Annotated in this window: 14 protein-coding genes; 5 read left to right on the top strand and 9 right to left on the bottom strand. The window is 55.3% G+C overall.

The window, feature by feature from the left end; all coding sequences use genetic code 11:
* Window positions 1-298: 298 nt before the first annotated feature.
* From F1E05_RS05600 to F1E05_RS05590, 3 genes are all read left to right on the top strand, one after another.
* A complete protein-coding gene (locus F1E05_RS05600) occupies window positions 299-1,072 on the top strand; it encodes an oxygen-binding di-iron domain-containing protein (RefSeq protein WP_150047357.1) in 774 nt (257 codons plus the stop codon).
* Complete coding sequence (locus F1E05_RS05595; RefSeq protein ID WP_150047356.1) at window positions 1,069-3,258, top strand: putative bifunctional diguanylate cyclase/phosphodiesterase; 2,190 nt, start codon at window positions 1,069-1,071, stop codon at window positions 3,256-3,258. Before F1E05_RS05600 ends, F1E05_RS05595 begins: the two co-directional genes overlap by 4 nt.
* Window positions 3,259-3,374: 116 nt before the next feature.
* The gene (locus tag F1E05_RS05590; protein WP_150047355.1) at window positions 3,375-4,823 is read left to right on the top strand and encodes a phosphomannomutase; all 1,449 of its coding nucleotides are present in this window, start codon (window positions 3,375-3,377) and stop codon (window positions 4,821-4,823) included.
* Window positions 4,824-4,926: 103 nt separating this feature from the next.
* Here F1E05_RS05590 and F1E05_RS05585 read toward each other — a convergent pair whose 3' ends face one another.
* Window positions 4,927-6,006, bottom strand: a complete 1,080-nt coding sequence (locus tag F1E05_RS05585) for a phosphotransferase (protein ID WP_150047354.1) — start codon at window positions 6,004-6,006, stop codon at window positions 4,927-4,929.
* A gap of 96 nt (window positions 6,007-6,102) precedes the next feature.
* On the opposite strand from F1E05_RS05585, the gene F1E05_RS20715 reads away from it, so the two are divergent.
* Window positions 6,103-6,234, top strand: a complete 132-nt coding sequence (locus F1E05_RS20715) for a hypothetical protein (protein ID WP_269473497.1) — start codon at window positions 6,103-6,105, stop codon at window positions 6,232-6,234.
* A 43-nt stretch (window positions 6,235-6,277) separates the two neighbouring features.
* On the opposite strand, the gene pmbA is transcribed toward F1E05_RS20715, so the two are convergent.
* The 6 genes from pmbA to F1E05_RS05555 form a co-directional block, all read right to left on the bottom strand.
* Window positions 6,278-7,609, bottom strand: a complete 1,332-nt coding sequence (gene pmbA / locus F1E05_RS05580; protein WP_150047353.1) for a metalloprotease PmbA — start codon at window positions 7,607-7,609, stop codon at window positions 6,278-6,280.
* Window positions 7,610-7,640: 31 nt separating this feature from the next.
* Window positions 7,641-9,080, bottom strand: coding sequence for a metalloprotease TldD (tldD, locus tag F1E05_RS05575; RefSeq protein ID WP_150047352.1), 1,440 nt, complete (start codon window positions 9,078-9,080; stop codon window positions 7,641-7,643).
* Between the two features lie 325 nt (window positions 9,081-9,405).
* Window positions 9,406-9,828 (bottom strand): hypothetical protein, encoded by a 423-nt coding sequence (locus F1E05_RS05570; RefSeq protein ID WP_232056793.1) that lies wholly within the window; start codon window positions 9,826-9,828, stop codon window positions 9,406-9,408.
* 4 nt (window positions 9,829-9,832) lie between these two features.
* On the bottom strand, window positions 9,833-10,681 hold the full coding sequence (locus tag F1E05_RS05565) for a 23S rRNA (adenine(2030)-N(6))-methyltransferase RlmJ (protein WP_150047351.1): 849 nt from the start codon (window positions 10,679-10,681) through the stop codon (window positions 9,833-9,835).
* Between the two features lie 122 nt (window positions 10,682-10,803).
* Window positions 10,804-11,154, bottom strand: a complete 351-nt coding sequence (locus F1E05_RS05560; protein ID WP_150047350.1) for a DMT family protein — start codon at window positions 11,152-11,154, stop codon at window positions 10,804-10,806.
* The gene (locus F1E05_RS05555) at window positions 11,151-12,401 is read right to left on the bottom strand and encodes a multifunctional CCA addition/repair protein (RefSeq protein WP_150047349.1); all 1,251 of its coding nucleotides are present in this window, start codon (window positions 12,399-12,401) and stop codon (window positions 11,151-11,153) included. Before F1E05_RS05555 ends, F1E05_RS05560 begins: the two co-directional genes overlap by 4 nt.
* A gap of 46 nt (window positions 12,402-12,447) precedes the next feature.
* Between F1E05_RS05555 and F1E05_RS05550 the strand changes: the two genes are divergently transcribed.
* Entirely contained in the window at window positions 12,448-13,284 is an 837-nt protein-coding gene (locus F1E05_RS05550; protein ID WP_150047348.1) for a sulfite exporter TauE/SafE family protein, read from the top strand.
* A 55-nt stretch (window positions 13,285-13,339) separates the two neighbouring features.
* Here the strand turns inward: F1E05_RS05550 and F1E05_RS05545 are convergent, their stop codons facing one another.
* Window positions 13,340-14,131: a flagellin gene (locus F1E05_RS05545; RefSeq protein ID WP_150047347.1), complete on the bottom strand. Its 792-nt coding sequence runs from the start codon at window positions 14,129-14,131 to the stop codon at window positions 13,340-13,342.
* An 82-nt stretch (window positions 14,132-14,213) separates the two neighbouring features.
* Window positions 14,214-14,591 (bottom strand): hypothetical protein, encoded by a 378-nt coding sequence (locus tag F1E05_RS05540; protein ID WP_150047346.1) that lies wholly within the window; start codon window positions 14,589-14,591, stop codon window positions 14,214-14,216.
* Window positions 14,592-14,873 lie beyond the last annotated feature (282 nt).

Here is a 14,873-nt window from a genome sequence, read left to right as displayed (position 1 = left end):
CCCGCCGTTTTAAAGCCTGATCGACACGACAAGAACCGATAAGGATATTAGGCAAATTCACCCAACCTCGCACCCGGGCTTGAGCGGAACATCCGAGCATCTATCGCCCACCTTGTTCCGACGCTTCTGATGTAAATTCAATAACTTCCTACGCAACGCGCAATTCTTGCGATGACACGGCAATTTTTGTTTTCCATGGACAATTTCTATAGGGCGGAAAAGGTTTTTCCGATACACTTCCCAGCCCATTGCCTTATCCCGGCATTCCGTTCAATCGAATTTGTTTACCTTCAGTTCCATGCGCAACATTCATTTATTCAATTCCGACCGGCACCGTTTCTTATTGTTGAACGAGAGCGATTCCAGTGAAGAAAACGGCATCCGTTCCAATCAATATTTGGTGATGCAAGGCGACGACGGCGTATTGCTCGATCCCGGCGGATTCGGCGTCATGCCCAGGGTGTTGGCGGAAATGCTGCGCTACGTCGGCCCCGATGGAATTCGCGCCATCATTCTGTCGCACCAGGACCCCGACATCGTCGGCGGTCTGGCCACTTGGCTGGAGATTTGCCGAGCCAACGTCTACGTGTCGCGGATTTGGATGCGTTTTCTGCCGCACTACGGCCTGAAGGACATGAGCCGCTTTGTCGGCATCCCCGACGTCGGCCAAATCTGCGAAATCGCGCCGGGGTTCGAATTGCAATTGCTGCCGGCCCATTTCCTGCATTCCGAGGGCCAAATCAATGTTTACGATCCTGTCGCCAAGGTGTTGTTCACCGGCGACATCGGTGCGGCGATGATGCCGGCCGACGACGACCGGCCCTTCGTCGATGATTTTGCCGCGCACATTCCTTACATCCGCGGTTTTCACCAACGTTATATGTGTTCCAACAAAGCGATACGCTGTTGGCTCGACACCATCGCCGAGCTGGACATAGCCATGCTGGCGCCGCAGCACGGTCCTATTTACCGCGGCGCGGCGGTCGGAGATTTTCTGGCCTGGCTCAAAGATTTACCCTGCGGTATCGATCTGATGCAAAGCGGCGGACGCTTCCCCGAGGAATGGTCATGACCTTGCCGCAAACCAACCATTTGGAACAACTGCGTCTTGAGATCGCCAACCATTTGGCCTCGCTGCTGGAAAGCCAAACCCGTACCCAGCAATACGGCAATCGGGTTTGGGAACTGACCCTAAACATCCATCACGAAATCATGTCCGGCCTGCGGCAAGCGATGGGCAGCCGCGATTTCGATAAATTAAGCAGCGTGATGGCGGATACCGGCGAATTCTGCGGCAGGCTGGACGACGCGTTGGCACTATTGCTGAACGAACGCAGCCGGCAATGGCAGGCCGGTTCGGATCACCTGCGCTCGCTGATGAGCCGCGCCAACCACGCAATCAATCAACTATCGACCACCCTGATCGAAAAAGACCTGCTGGAACGGCAAAGCCAGGTATTGGAACGGATTATTCTGTCACACGAGCGGGTCGCTCAGTGGAAGGACTTCGTCCAGGAAATCCTGGTCGATTTTCACGCCATATTCCCGTTCAATTTTTTCTTCATCGCTTTCGCCGAGGAACACGGCCTGTCGCTGTATTTGTATTATTTGGGCGACTATACCGACGAGGTGCGCCGCGAAGCGGCAAAAATGCTGGGTGGCCGCATGCTGACCGACTTGGGTTTGCCGCAGGACACGCCGCTGGATTTCGAGGAATTCATGCTTCCGTCCGCATCGACGGTCAGTTCCATTTCCCAGGTTCATCTACTGACCGTGTCGGTACCGGATTACGCGCCTAAACTGGCCGGCCTACTCGGGGTCGCCTATGCCTCGGACAAGAATCTGACCCCGCAGGAAGAAAGCGTGATTCGTTCGATACTGGCCGTGATGGTGATGGTGGTCGGCTCCAGCAAAGTACTGTCGCGCACCTTGAGTGAGCTGGAATACTATTCGATGCACGACCCGTTGACCGGCCTGTACAACCGCCGGCATTTCAACGCGATGCTGGAATACGAGATCGGCCGCTCGGAGCGGCACAATCACGCGTTTTCGCTATTGCTGCTGGACCTGGACAATTTCAAGGACGTCAACGACTCCTACGGCCATCCGACCGGCGACCAAGCTTTGTGCGCGATTGCCGAGGTACTGCGCTCGCATCTGCGCAAGGGCGATTTGCCGACCCGGATCGGCGGTGACGAATTCGCGGTTATTTTGATCGAGACCGATCGGCCCGGCGCCATGGTGGTAGCCGACAACATCGGCCGCAGCCTGCGCGAATTGACGCTGAGCTCGGAAGACGGCAAGCGCTATCACGTCACGGTATCGATAGGGGTGGTCAGCTATCCGGTCGACGCGGTCAGCATCAACGATTTGCTGTCCGGCGCGGATATTGCGATGTACCACGCCAAGGAAATGGGCAAGGACGGGGTCAGCACCGTAGACGCATTGCCGGCCAAATTGTCCAGCAGCCGCAACAGCCGCGACCATGCCGAACATTTGCGCGAAGCCTTGCGCGCCAGCCGCATTTCCCCCTATTTCCAAGCCATCATCAATTGCAAATCCGGTAATGTGTATGCCTACGAAACCGTGGCCAGATTGCAAGAAACCGACGGCAGCACCGTCGCGGCCGCTATGTTTATCGAGACGATCGAAAAATACGGTCTGAGCCGGGATTTGGACCACGCCATCATCAGCAAGGCCTTCGCCGCGAAAAGCCAATTTCTCGCCGACCCGAGCCAACGCGACAGCAAATTGTTCATCAACATCTCGGCCCAGCAGATCCAAGGCCGGGGCATACTCGGCTACGCGGAAGAACTCTGCCACCAACTGAATATTCCGCCGAAATGCATCGTGTTCGAGATTCTGGAGCGGGAAGCGATCAGCGACATGACCAATATGCGCCAGTTTTTGACCAATCTACGCCGTAAAGGCTTCGCCTTCGCGCTGGACGACTTCGGCAGCGGCTACAATTCCTTCCACTACCTGCGCGAACTACGCTTCGAATACGTCAAAATCGACGGCGCTTTCGTCCGCAACATATTGACGACCAAGGTCGACTACGCCTTGGTACGCAACTTGTCCAATCTGTGCCAGGACATCGGCATCCGCACCATCGCCGAATTCGTGGAAAATCAGGCGATCTTCGACGCGCTGTGCGACATGGGCATAGACTACGCCCAGGGCTATCACATCGCATTGCCTCGCCCTAATATGGTTTACACGCCTTCACCCGATTTTAAACTGCACCGTCGCGGCTAAAACCTAACGCCGACAACCACCGCAGCGGGTTGTCTGCAGCGACTTAGCCGACGCATGCGCTTTGTTTTCAGGGTAAACTGCAGTTTTTACCACATACGGCAAGCACACTCGATCACATGACCAGCGTAGACATTCAACAACTGATGGCCGATAGCGGCGTAGCCTTCGGCACCAGCGGTGCCCGCGGCTTGGTAACGCAAATGACCGCGCCGGTTTGCGCCGCCTACACATTAGCGTTTTTGCAAGGCTTGGATTTGGCCGCTCCGGGTCGAAAGATTGCGTTGGGTATGGACCTGCGCCCGTCCAGTCCGGCGATAGCCCAAGCCTGTGCGGCCGGCATCCTAAAGGCCGGCTGCGAAGTCGATTTTTGCGGCGCCCTACCGACCCCGGCCTTGGCCTATTACGCACTCGCCCACAACATGCCGGCCGTCATGGTCACCGGCAGCCACATCCCTTTCGACCGTAACGGCATTAAGTTTTACCGTCCGGAAGGCGAGATCAGCAAAGCGGACGAAGCGGCAATCAGCCGCGCCCGCGTGCAATTGCCCGAGCCGGACCTCCTCCCCCAACTAACCGCCAATCCGCAAGCTTTGGCCTTATTCAGGCAACGCTATCTCGATGTATTCGGGTGCGAATTGTTGCAAGGCTGGCGGATAGGCGTTTACGAACACTCCAGCGTCGCGCGCGATTGCTTGAAAGACATCTTGAGTTCGCTGGGCGCCGAAGTGTTGGGCTTAGCCCGTACCGAGGTCTTCGTCCCTATCGATACCGAAGCGGTTAGCGAGGACGACAAGCAACGCGGCCGGCAATGGGCGCGCGAACATGGACTGGATGCGATTATTTCCACCGACGGCGACGGCGACCGGCCGCTCATCGCCGACGAAACCGGCGCTTGGCTGCGCGGCGATATCGTCGGCTTGTTATGTGCGCATTATTTATCCGCGGATTGCGTGGTAACTCCGGTCAGTTGCAACACGGCGATAGAAACCAGCGCATTGTTTGACCAGGTTATCCGCACCCGCATCGGCTCGCCGTATGTGATTGCCGGCATGGCACAAGCGCAAGCTGAGGGCTATGCCGGCATCGCCGGCTTCGAAGCCAACGGCGGCTTTTTGGCCGGCCCCGGCTTGAAGGTCAACGGCCGAGCGCTGGCGGCCTTGCCGACCCGAGATTCGCTATTGCCGGCCTTGGCATTATTGGCCATGGCCAAATCGCAAAACCTGCCGCTATCCGCCTTGAGCGCAACCCTGCCCAAGCGTTTTACCGCCAGCGACAGAATACAAAACCTGCCCACCGCCAGCAGCCAAGCGCTTTTGGCGACCCTGCAAAGCGATAGCGAGGCCTACCGGGGAATTTGGGGCGACGCGATGGGACAGGTCATGCTGCGCGACACTACGGACGGGCTGCGCCTGACCTTCGAAAACGGGGAAATCGTGCATTTACGCCCATCCGGTAACGCGCCGGAATTGCGCTGTTACGCGGAAGCGGACGAGGTCGAAAGGGCTCAAGCGCTGGTGGTGTCCAGCTTGCAACGCATCGCAACCAAAATTCAAACGCCTGCGTAACGCACATGAAAAAGCGGCATCACCCCAGCAAATGAAAGTTTTTCGGTGGGAGCGACGCCCTCGTCGCTCCCACAATGACTTTCATAGTAATCGAGACTTGAGATCAGGGCTCCAGGATTGCGAAACTGTCGTGGTCGGCGGCGGCTATCGCCGTGCGGCGAACGAGCTCCAGATTGGCTTCGGCTTGCATCATGCCGCCTATCGCCAAGGTAACCGTCATCGCCTCGAACGGGTAGACCAAATGCGCTTGATAGCGACGAAACAAGGCATTATCGTTGACTGCACCCACGCCGGCACTTTCCAGCTCGGCAGCGTAATGCTGTAAAAGGCTGCGCTCGTGCGCTCGCCTTAGCTCGGGTTGTAAACCGGTAGCGAGGAAATACGCAATATCGCCTACCCCCTCTCCCCAACGCACCAACTGCCAATCCAAAAAGCCCGGTTCGCGGTCTGTCCAAAAAATATTGCCGGGATGGCAATCGTAATGCACCAGCGTCATCGGTTCGTTTGCCAGTAGGCGTTTATAGCGGCGCCGATTGGCGGCATAGCGTATGGCCGGCTTATGCAAGCCGGTAACCACATGCCCGCCCGCCCGGGCCAAGCCGCGTTTCATCAACGGTACCGCCAGCAAAGCGCCCATGGAATGTTCGACTTGCTGGGAAAAACCGTTCAACCAACGATGCTGATGCAACACTGCCGGCCGGTTCCAATAGCGTCCGTGCAATTTCGCCAAATGCCCGACCACCAAGCGGGCTTGTTCGACGGACAAGGCATCCGCGGCACGCCCTGGCCGGAAGTCATGCTCGGCCAAATCGCTCATCACCAAGATGGATCCTCTGCCAAACCGGCTTTCGGCCGCGAGTATGCGCGGCATTTTCAGCGGGATGTGCCCAGACAATCGCTGATAAAAGCGAACTTCTTTATGCAGAAAGCGCGGCAATGCGGTGATCGCGCGCGACTTCCAGGCTAGAGACGGGGTTTTGACGAACCATCGCTGCGGCAGCAGTTCCGGCGCGTCGTGGTCGACTTCTATCCGTAACCGGGTCGAAGTGCCCACGTCTACGGATGCCAGATTGACGGCTTTGACCTTAGCTTGGCCGGCATAGCGGCTGACAATGCGTTGCGCCCAAGGCAGCGATACGTCGCCGGGGCCACTTAACAGAATCGGCGTATTCAGGTCTTTCATGCAATCGCTATCAATCTTTTTAAACCGAACCCCAGGCGGTAGTTCTATGATGAATAAAATGAAACCCGCCGATCCTGTATCGTTCCAAACGTACTTGTGGCAGTATCGTCGCAGCGAATGGAAGGGATTAGGCAGACCAAGCCGTCCGCCGACAACGCCCATCCGCAAGGCGGACAGGCATTTTACGTGATTTTACACGGGGAAGTTTTCGCGATTTCCGGCAACTGACGCGCAAGGGGCAAAGGCGCCCCCGTCGGCGGGTGGATGAGCGCTATTCGCCTGCGACAGCCATTTGCTCCAACAAGATAGAACCGACCCGGATGTTGCCGCGCATGTCTACGTCGTTGCCGATCGCGACCAAATTACGCAACATGGTCTTCAAGTTTCCGGCAATCGTGATTTCCTGCACCGGAAATTGAATTTCGCCGTTTTCCACCCAAAACCCGGAGGCACCGCGCGAATAGTCGCCGGTCACCCGGTTTACTCCCTGGCCCATCAGCTCGGTCACCAACAAGCCGCTATCCAACAATTTCAACATCGCGGCAAAATCGTTGCCGCCGGGCTCGACAATCAAATTATGTACCCCGCCGGCATTGCCCGTCGTTTGCATACCCAGCTTGCGCGCGGAATACGTACTTAAAATATAAGAACGTACGATACCGTCGGAGACAATATCGCGGGCTCGCGTCGCTACACCCTCAGCGTCGTAGCTAGCGCTGCCCATGCCACCAACCAGCAAGGGCTGTTCGTGGATGCGGACGAAGTCGGGCAGGACTTGAGTATCCAGGCTATTCAACAGGAAGGAGGATTTACGGTACAAACTGCCGCCGCTAATCGCGCCTAACAGCGAACCGATCAAGCCGGAGGCCATTTCCGGAGCAAACAGCACCGGACATTGCCGGGTGCTGAGACTGCGAGCTTTCATGCGCGCCACCGTGCGTTTGGCCGCTTTTTCGCCGACCAGCTTCGGGGATTCCAGCAGTGCCGGATTGCGGGCCACGCTGTACCAATAATCGCGTTGCATCGCATCGCCGCTGCCGGCCAATACGGCGCAACTGATGGAATGGCGACTGGATTGATAACCCTGTAAAAAACCCAGCGAGTTGCCGAATACCCGGGTGCCTTGATGGCTATTGACCGTCGCGCCTTCCGAATTGCTGATGGCCGTGTCGTATTGTCTGGCGGCGTCTTCGCATTCGATCGCCAACGCGATTGCTTTTTCGGCATCCAATGTCCAGGGATGGTATAAATTCAGATCCGGAAACTCGGTCGCCAACAACTGCGAATCCGGCAAGCCGGCATATTCGTCGGGACTGGCGTAGCGGGCTATGCTGCAAGCCGCTTTGACCGTTTCCTTTAACGAAGCCGGGGACACGTCGTTAGTGCTGGCCGAGCCTTTTTGCTGACCGAAATACACCGTCACCCCTATGCCTTGATCGCAGTGGTATTCAATGGTTTCGACGTCGCCTAAGCGGGCCGTCACCGATAAGCCGTTGTCTACGCTGAATGCCGCTTCCGCCGAACTGGCGCCTTGTTGTTGCGCTTCGTCCAACAACTGTTGAACCACCCATTTCAAACGCTCTATCTCATCCCGATTTTGCAATGTCTTATCTCTTGTGATGCGTTGCCATCGGCTACAGGCTGGTACCGCCAACCGTCAAGCCGTCAATTTTCAAGGTAGGTTGGCCGACGCCGACCGGCACGCTTTGCCCGTCTTTACCGCAGGTGCCAACGCCGCTGTCCAGCTGCATGTCCTTACCTACCATGGATACCTTGGTTAATACGTCGGGGCCGTTGCCGATTAGCGTCGCGCCTTTGACCGGCCGGGTAATTTTACCGTCTTCGATCAAATACGCTTCGCTGGCGGAAAACACGAATTTGCCCGAGGTGATGTCCACCTGACCGCCGCCGAAATTACGGGCGTACAAACCTTTTTTGACCGAACGGATGATTTCTTCCGGATCGCTTTGGCCGGGCAACATATAGGTGTTGGTCATGCGCGGCATGGGCAAATTGGCGTACGACTCGCGGCGGCCGTTGCCGGTCGGCCTGACGCCCATCAACCTGGCGTTTAACTTGTCCTGCATGTAGCCTTTCAGGATGCCTTTTTCGATCAGCACGGTATTTTCGGTGGGCGTACCTTCGTCGTCTATGCTCAAGGAACCGCGTCGGCCCGGAATAGTACCGTCGTCTACCACGGTGCATAAATCGGACGCGACGCGCTCTCCCACCCTGCCGCTGAACGCCGAGGTACCTTTGCGGTTGAAATCGCCTTCCAAGCCGTGGCCTATGGCTTCGTGCAGCAAAATACCCGGCCATCCCGGGCCGAGTACCACGGTCATGTTGCCGGCGGGCGCATCGCCGGCTTGCAAGTTAATCTGAGCTTGACGCACGGCCTCTTTGCCGTATTCAAAAGCTTTATCGCCGTCTAAAAAATAACGGTAATCGCAACGCCCGCCGCCGCCCATGCTGCCCTGCTCGCGCCGGCCGTTTTCGACCATGATGACGCTGACGTTCATCCTAACCAACGGGCGGATATCGGCCGCCAGCGAGCCGTCCTGGTTGGCCACCAGAATATGATCGTAAGCCGCTACCAGACTAACCATCACTTCTTCAATGCGCTCGTCCAGTTTGCGGGTCTCGGCGTCGACGCGCTTCAGCAAATCGATTTTCGCTTGATCGTCTAAAGACTGCAACGGATTGAACGGTTGATAAAGCTGCGGCCAGCCGGCGGGAGTCTGAATATGCTGTCTGGCCGTTTGGCCTTGCCGCACGATCGCTTTGACATTGTTAGCCGCTTCCAACAGGATGGGCAGTTCTATGAGGTCGCTGTAAGCGAAGCCGGTTTTATCGCCGCTGACGACCCGGACTCCGGCACCGCGTTCGATAGAATGCGTACCTTCTTTGACTATTCCGCCTTCCAGAGACCACGATTCGAAATGGCTGGATTGAAAATAAATATCCGCCGCATCGACCGGCGCGCTGAGCAATGCATTCATGACCCGCTCTACGTCCCGGGTATCGAGGCCGCTAACCCCCAGGATGGACTGTTTGACTTGTTCTGATAAAGGCATGTTCGATTAATTCGGTAAATATTGGCATAAGCCACGGGATGACGCTTGGTTGGGCTGCATTCCGGCCGGTCTAGGGCTCCCCCAGGCAAGCAACGACTTTTGCGCGTTAATCCCTAAGCATTTGTCATAAACGCTAACCAAAATTGCGTCGGCAATGGTTGAAATAGACAAATGCCAAGGGTTGATTTCAGCCGTCATCCTAACCCGAATCGGCGGATTGCGGAAATATTGACGGGAGATTTTTTAAAGCGTTAATAGCCGGCCGCGCCAAGCGCGCTCGAATAAAGCAGAAAAGCTCCGGTTCGCCGCTACGCTTATCCACTGGTTACATGACGAAGAACGACGCTAAGTAAGCAACGCCTAATGCCGTACAAATCAAGGTGATTTTGTACCTTAAAGTTAGAGACAACCAATAGATTTCCATTTCGATTTTTCGCCTTATCCATGTCTGACGGACCACCCGCAGCATACCGCGATACCAATGCGGCACTACCCGCCATAACCAGCGGAGCAAAACAATGCCCAATACAACCAGAATGTAAAACGTGATGATCTGGCTGGTATGGTGCTCGGTGTGAAACGCATGCTCTATCGTATGTTCTATCGCCAATTCGAGGAATTCGAACATATTGTGCAGAGTCTCCAGCAACAAGTGCAGCAATTCGGCGATCAATTCCAGACTGACGTCGTAAAACACCACCGCCAGCGCAACCATCCCTGCTACTAATAGATCGACGTATTTCTTCACCTAGCTATCCCACCTTTTCGGGAACCCACCATTCTATCGTCCAAGTTCCTTGACCGTCCGTCAATACCCGGTTCAACCACGGCAACAGCATTTCCGCCTGCTGCAGCAACAACCAAGGCGGGTTGATGAACAGCATGCCTGAACCCGTCATCCCGGACCAAGCGCCGTCCGGGGCCACGCAATGCTCGATGCGCAATTGCTTGGGTATGCCGCTAAGTTGCATGCGCTTCAGCATGGCCTCGGTAACGTCGCGGTCTATCACCGGATACCATAAGACGAATATCCCGGTGGCGAAGCGCCGGTAGGCTTGCTCCAGCGTTTCGATGACCCGGGAATATTCGCTTTTGATTTCGTAACTCGGATCGATAAACACCAAGCCGCGCTTTTGAATGGGTGGCAATTTTTTTGCCAATTTTTCCAAACCGTCTTCTTTCGAGACGCTGACTTGCTTATCGGCAACGAACAATTCGTGTAAGGCCTGAAAATCGTTGGTATGCAATTCGGATAATTGCAACCGGTCTTGATTTCTGATCAAACGGCGTACCAATTGCGGCGATCCCGGGTAACGCAGCAGACGACGCCCGGTATTTTCCGCCCGTATCGCCGCTAAATAAGCCGCCAACTCCGCCGGCGGCTGCGCCTCGTCCCAGACCTTTTGGATTCCTTGTTGGTATTCGCCGGTTTTTTGGGAAAACTCGGACTTAAAAGCGTATTTACCCGCCCCGGCATGCGTATCTATGTACACAAAAGGTTTGTCTTTACGTTTCAACGCGCTAATCGCTAAAGCGAGCAGGCTGTGCTTGAGCACGTCCGCAAAATTTCCGGCGTGAAAACCGTGTCTATAACTAAGCATGGGGGTGTACGGCGTTTAGGTGGATGGTGCGATTTTCGGCGAAAAATACCCCGAATGACAGGTCTTTTTTGTCCGACTACACAGACCGGTCAGCCGGGCGTCATTAGTGAAAGACAATCGCCTTAAAGCGGCTTGGCGCGAAATATGAAATAAACCGCCCCCAGCAAACACAAGCCTGACCAGAGATAATCCCTATTGAACGGTTCTTTCAGATAGAACATGGCAAACGGCACGAACACGGTCAAAGCGATCACTTCCTGGATGATTTTCAATTGACCGACGTTCATCGCCGTATAGCCGATTCTATTCGCCGGCACCTGCAACAAATATTCGAACAAAGCCAATCCCCAACTGATCAGCGCCGCCCAAAGCCAATGCTGGTGCTGTAGAGCTTTTAAATGTCCGTACCAAGCGAAAGTCATGAAAATGTTGCTGCAGGTCAATAAGCCGACGGTAATAAAAAACGGATTCATGCGTGGCGGATGGATAGGTTCCGGGAATAATGTTGTTTGAAATTGTTGATCGCCTGTCTCCGCATGCTTTTGATGGCCTGACCGATTTGCGGTCCTTTCAAACCGGGTTGCATCACGGTACGCGTATCTTCGGCCAGCGCCGCTTCGACGGCGGCCCGGATGTATGCGGCTTGCGGATAAGGCGCTTGTTCGAAGCCGGTCCGACCGGTCGCATCAGCCTCGCAGGCCAGCAGAAAGTCCTGTAACTGCGTTGCCGGCTTGAAAGCGCCAAGTGCCTGCAACATGTCGGTCAAGGTATCGGCCCGCAGTTCGAAAGCCCGATGACACAGGGTATGGTATTCCATCACTTGCGCGCATAAGCCCTTGATGGCCTTGGGTACTCTCAAGCGCTCGCAAAACCGCTCCAATACCGGCAAACCCAGGCGTTCGTGACCGTGGTGGCTAGGCCATTTGTCCGGATCGGTAACCGCTTTGCCTAAATCGTGCAGCAAGGCGGCCAGACGCACTTCGGGTTTATCGGATAACAATGCGGCTTGCGAGACCGCCATCAGACTATGCACGCCGGTATCGATTTCCGGATGATATTTGGCCGGCTGCGGTACGCCGAACAAAGCGTGTATTTCCGGAAAAATGGTCGGTAGCGCATGACAATCTTGCAGGGTCCGGATAAAAGCGGCCGGCGACCTTTCGCTCAAGGCCTTGTACAATTCCGCCCAAACCCGTTCGGGCACCAAGTGGTTGGCTTCGCCGCCGGTCACCATGTCTTGCATGAGCTGCCGGGTTTCCTCCGCGACAACGAAACCTAGATGGGCATAGCGCGCGGCAAAGCGCGCCACCCGTAAAATCCGCACCGGATCCTCGCCGAAAGCCGGCGATACGTGGCGCAATACCCGCTGTTGCAAATCCGAACGGCCGTTAAACGGATCGATCAACTCACCGTCGTCGCCTATCGCCATCGCATTGATGGTCAAATCGCGCCTGAGCAAGTCTTCTTCCAAGCTCACGTCCGAATCCGCGTTGATGCTGAATCCCCGGTAGCCGGGCGCAGTTTTGCGTTCCGTACGGGCTAATGCGTATTCTTCCTGCGTTTCCGGGTGCAAAAAAACCGGAAAGTCTTTCCCCACTTGACGGTAACCTCGCTCCAGCATTTCGCCAACCGTGGCCCCGACCACCAACCAATCCTGCTCGCTAACCGGATAATCCAACAAACGATCGCGTACCGCACCGCCGACTAGATAAATTTTCATGAAGCCAGACCCACTAATTGGTGGATTTAAAGAGTGCACAGTATAAATGACTCGCTATCATATCGCTGTGCTTATTCGGATAACGGTTTATCGAGTGGAAGTCTTTTTTGCCTGTATGTTGCTAGGCGTATTAGCGGGCGTTACCGCCGGTCTATTCGGCTTGGGCGGCGGAGTAGTGATCGTGCCGCTGCTGAATTGGTTGTTGATCGCGCAGGGATTCGCCGTCGAGCACACCTTGCTGATCTCCGTAGCCACTTCGCTGGCCAGCGCAACCCTGACCTCGCTCTCTTCGGTGGCCACTCACCATAAGCTGGGCAATATTCTACAGCCGCGGGTCGCCGCGCTTGCCCCGGCATTGTTTGTCGGCGCATCGTTAGGCGCATTAATCGCCCACTATCTGAGCGCTACGCTATTACGCTGGTTGTTTGTCTGCTATTTGATAGTCACCGGCAAACGCTTGCTGAGCGCACCGCCGGCAAACACCCAGCCTATTCGCACGACTCGACTTTTGGACATTCTGGCCGGGACGTCGATAGGCGCGGTTTCCGCCCTTCTCGGCATCGGCGGAGGCACCATGACCGTCCCTTATTTAGCCGCTTGCGGCACCACGATGAAACAAGCAGTCGGCACTTCGTCCGCCTGCACGCTGCCTATCGCGTATTCGGCGGCTTTCAGTTATGTGCTGTTGGGTTGGGGAAACGAAAACGCCGCAAACGGACGTTTTTGGGGCTACGTTTATATCCCGGCATTGTTCGGAATCGCATCCACCAGCATTTTTTCGGCCCCTGTCGGCGCAAAATGGGCACATCGATTACCTGCCGATACGCTAAAGCGCTATTTCGGAGTAACTCTGCTGCTTATTGCAGTAAAAATGGCATGGTAGGCCATTCTGAGCCTCCCTATCAAACACCTATCCTACCTAACGAACGCGTCCGAGCTTATTGGGAAATTAACGCACCGGCTTTTTGATTATCCTGATAAAGTTTCACGGCGTAAACCGCCAGCTGATTATTAACCCTAGCCTTACTCAAATCGGAACTTGCCTGAGCATAATCGGTATCTTGGCTACGGCTACGCGCTTGCGCCAAACTTTGATAACTACTTTGCAGGTTGGCTAAATTCGAACTCAAGCCGGCCGAAGTTCCCGCTAGCGTACTTTGTAGATCGCTAACGCGACCGATTGCGGAATCTATGCTATCCAACGCCGTGCCGACACTACCGGCATTGCTTACGTCCAAGCCCGAAATGCCCAAGCCGGAACCGGTCAAATCACCGAGATTCAACTCCAAGGTATCGCCGGAATCCGGACCGATCTGGACTTGTCCGGAAAAGCTGCCGTCCAGCAACTGCCGGCCGTTAAATTGGGTATTGTTGGCAATACTGTCTATGCCTTGACTAAGGTTGTCGATTTCGTCTTGAATGCTCTGCCGGTCGGTGGCGGACAACGCGGCACTACCGGCTTGCACGGTCAGCTCGCGAATTCTTTGCAGATTATCGGTGATTTGGCCGGCCCCGCCGCCCGCAATTTCAGTCAACGACAAGCCCGAGGCAATGTTGCCGATCGCTTGTTGCTGCCCGCCGAGTTGACTGGTAAACGCATTGGCAATGGCTAGTCCGGCGGGATTGTCCGCGGCTGAATTGATAGCCTTTCCGGAACTTAGGCGCTGCATATTGGTATAAAGCAAATTTTGCGCTTTATCCAGGGAATTGTGACTAATAGGCGACAACATGACAACCTCTCCTACAAGAAACGGTAACAGCCAAATACCGCGGAATACAACGAGACAAACAGTTCAAACCCGCACCGCAATCTCAAGCGGTAGTATCGATAGTACCGCCGATAATAGTTTGCTGCTGCGATACCAGAGCGCTTTCGGACGCAGCATAAACATCCGGCTTGACTACCGCTTGATTGACCGTTTGCACCAACTGCTGCCCTGCATTCTTAAATGCGCCCGATAGCGTCAAACGCAACCGGGCTTCGTCGGAATTGACTTCAGCCTTGTTGGCTTGATTATCCAGACTCCTCGCCTTGGCATCGTATCGATCCGCCAACGCTTGAGCAGCGTCGGCTTGCTCGCGTAACGCGTCGGCTTTCTGCGCGGCTTGTTCGGCACTACGCTTGGCAAGCGTCGAGCTCAATTGGTCGTATGCAAAACTATTGATACTGGATGTCGCACTGGAAATCATATCTGGGCCACCTCCACCCAAAGCAGCGGCTCGACAAAAACGGTAGCATAACACCCTTTACTCTTTTACCTTAACAAAGTCAATCGCCTCGGCAACAAAATATCAATCAGCGCCCTTCACATCCACTGCTCTGCGCATGATTAACTGATTGAAAAACATGCTGTAAAACGTACCCGCCCAGGACGTAGCATCCCCTTCGGCCAAATCCGCTAGCTGATTTTGGACAACTTATCGCCAAGCATTTTTAGACGATTGGCTTTATCATCGGCCCACAAACGCAGC

It is taken from the genome of Methylomonas rhizoryzae, from assembly GCF_008632455.1.
GTDB lineage: Bacteria > Pseudomonadota > Gammaproteobacteria > Methylococcales > Methylomonadaceae > Methylomonas > Methylomonas rhizoryzae.
The sequence above is the reverse complement of the archived record's forward strand: the minus strand, read 5'-3'. Positions and strand labels throughout refer to the sequence as shown.

Bases quoted from the DNA above. Each gene is read 5' to 3' on its own strand.
- F1E05_RS05600 (WP_150047357.1), top strand. From the start codon at position 299: ATGCGCAACATTCATTTATTCAATTCCGACCGGCACCGTTTCTTATTG.
- F1E05_RS05595 (WP_150047356.1), top strand. From the start codon at position 1,069: ATGACCTTGCCGCAAACCAACCATTTGGAACAACTGCGTCTTGAGATC.
- F1E05_RS05590 (WP_150047355.1), top strand. From the start codon at position 3,375: ATGACCAGCGTAGACATTCAACAACTGATGGCCGATAGCGGCGTAGCC.
- F1E05_RS05585 (WP_150047354.1), bottom strand. From the start codon at position 6,006: ATGAAAGACCTGAATACGCCGATTCTGTTAAGTGGCCCCGGCGACGTA.
- tldD (WP_150047352.1), bottom strand. From the start codon at position 9,080: ATGCCTTTATCAGAACAAGTCAAACAGTCCATCCTGGGGGTTAGCGGC.
- F1E05_RS05565 (WP_150047351.1), bottom strand. From the start codon at position 10,681: ATGCTTAGTTATAGACACGGTTTTCACGCCGGAAATTTTGCGGACGTG.
- F1E05_RS05560 (WP_150047350.1), bottom strand. From the start codon at position 11,154: ATGAATCCGTTTTTTATTACCGTCGGCTTATTGACCTGCAGCAACATT.
- F1E05_RS05555 (WP_150047349.1), bottom strand. From the start codon at position 12,401: ATGAAAATTTATCTAGTCGGCGGTGCGGTACGCGATCGTTTGTTGGAT.
- F1E05_RS05550 (WP_150047348.1), top strand. From the start codon at position 12,448: ATGACTCGCTATCATATCGCTGTGCTTATTCGGATAACGGTTTATCGA.
- F1E05_RS05545 (WP_150047347.1), bottom strand. From the start codon at position 14,131: ATGTTGTCGCCTATTAGTCACAATTCCCTGGATAAAGCGCAAAATTTG.
- F1E05_RS05540 (WP_150047346.1), bottom strand. From the start codon at position 14,591: ATGATTTCCAGTGCGACATCCAGTATCAATAGTTTTGCATACGACCAA.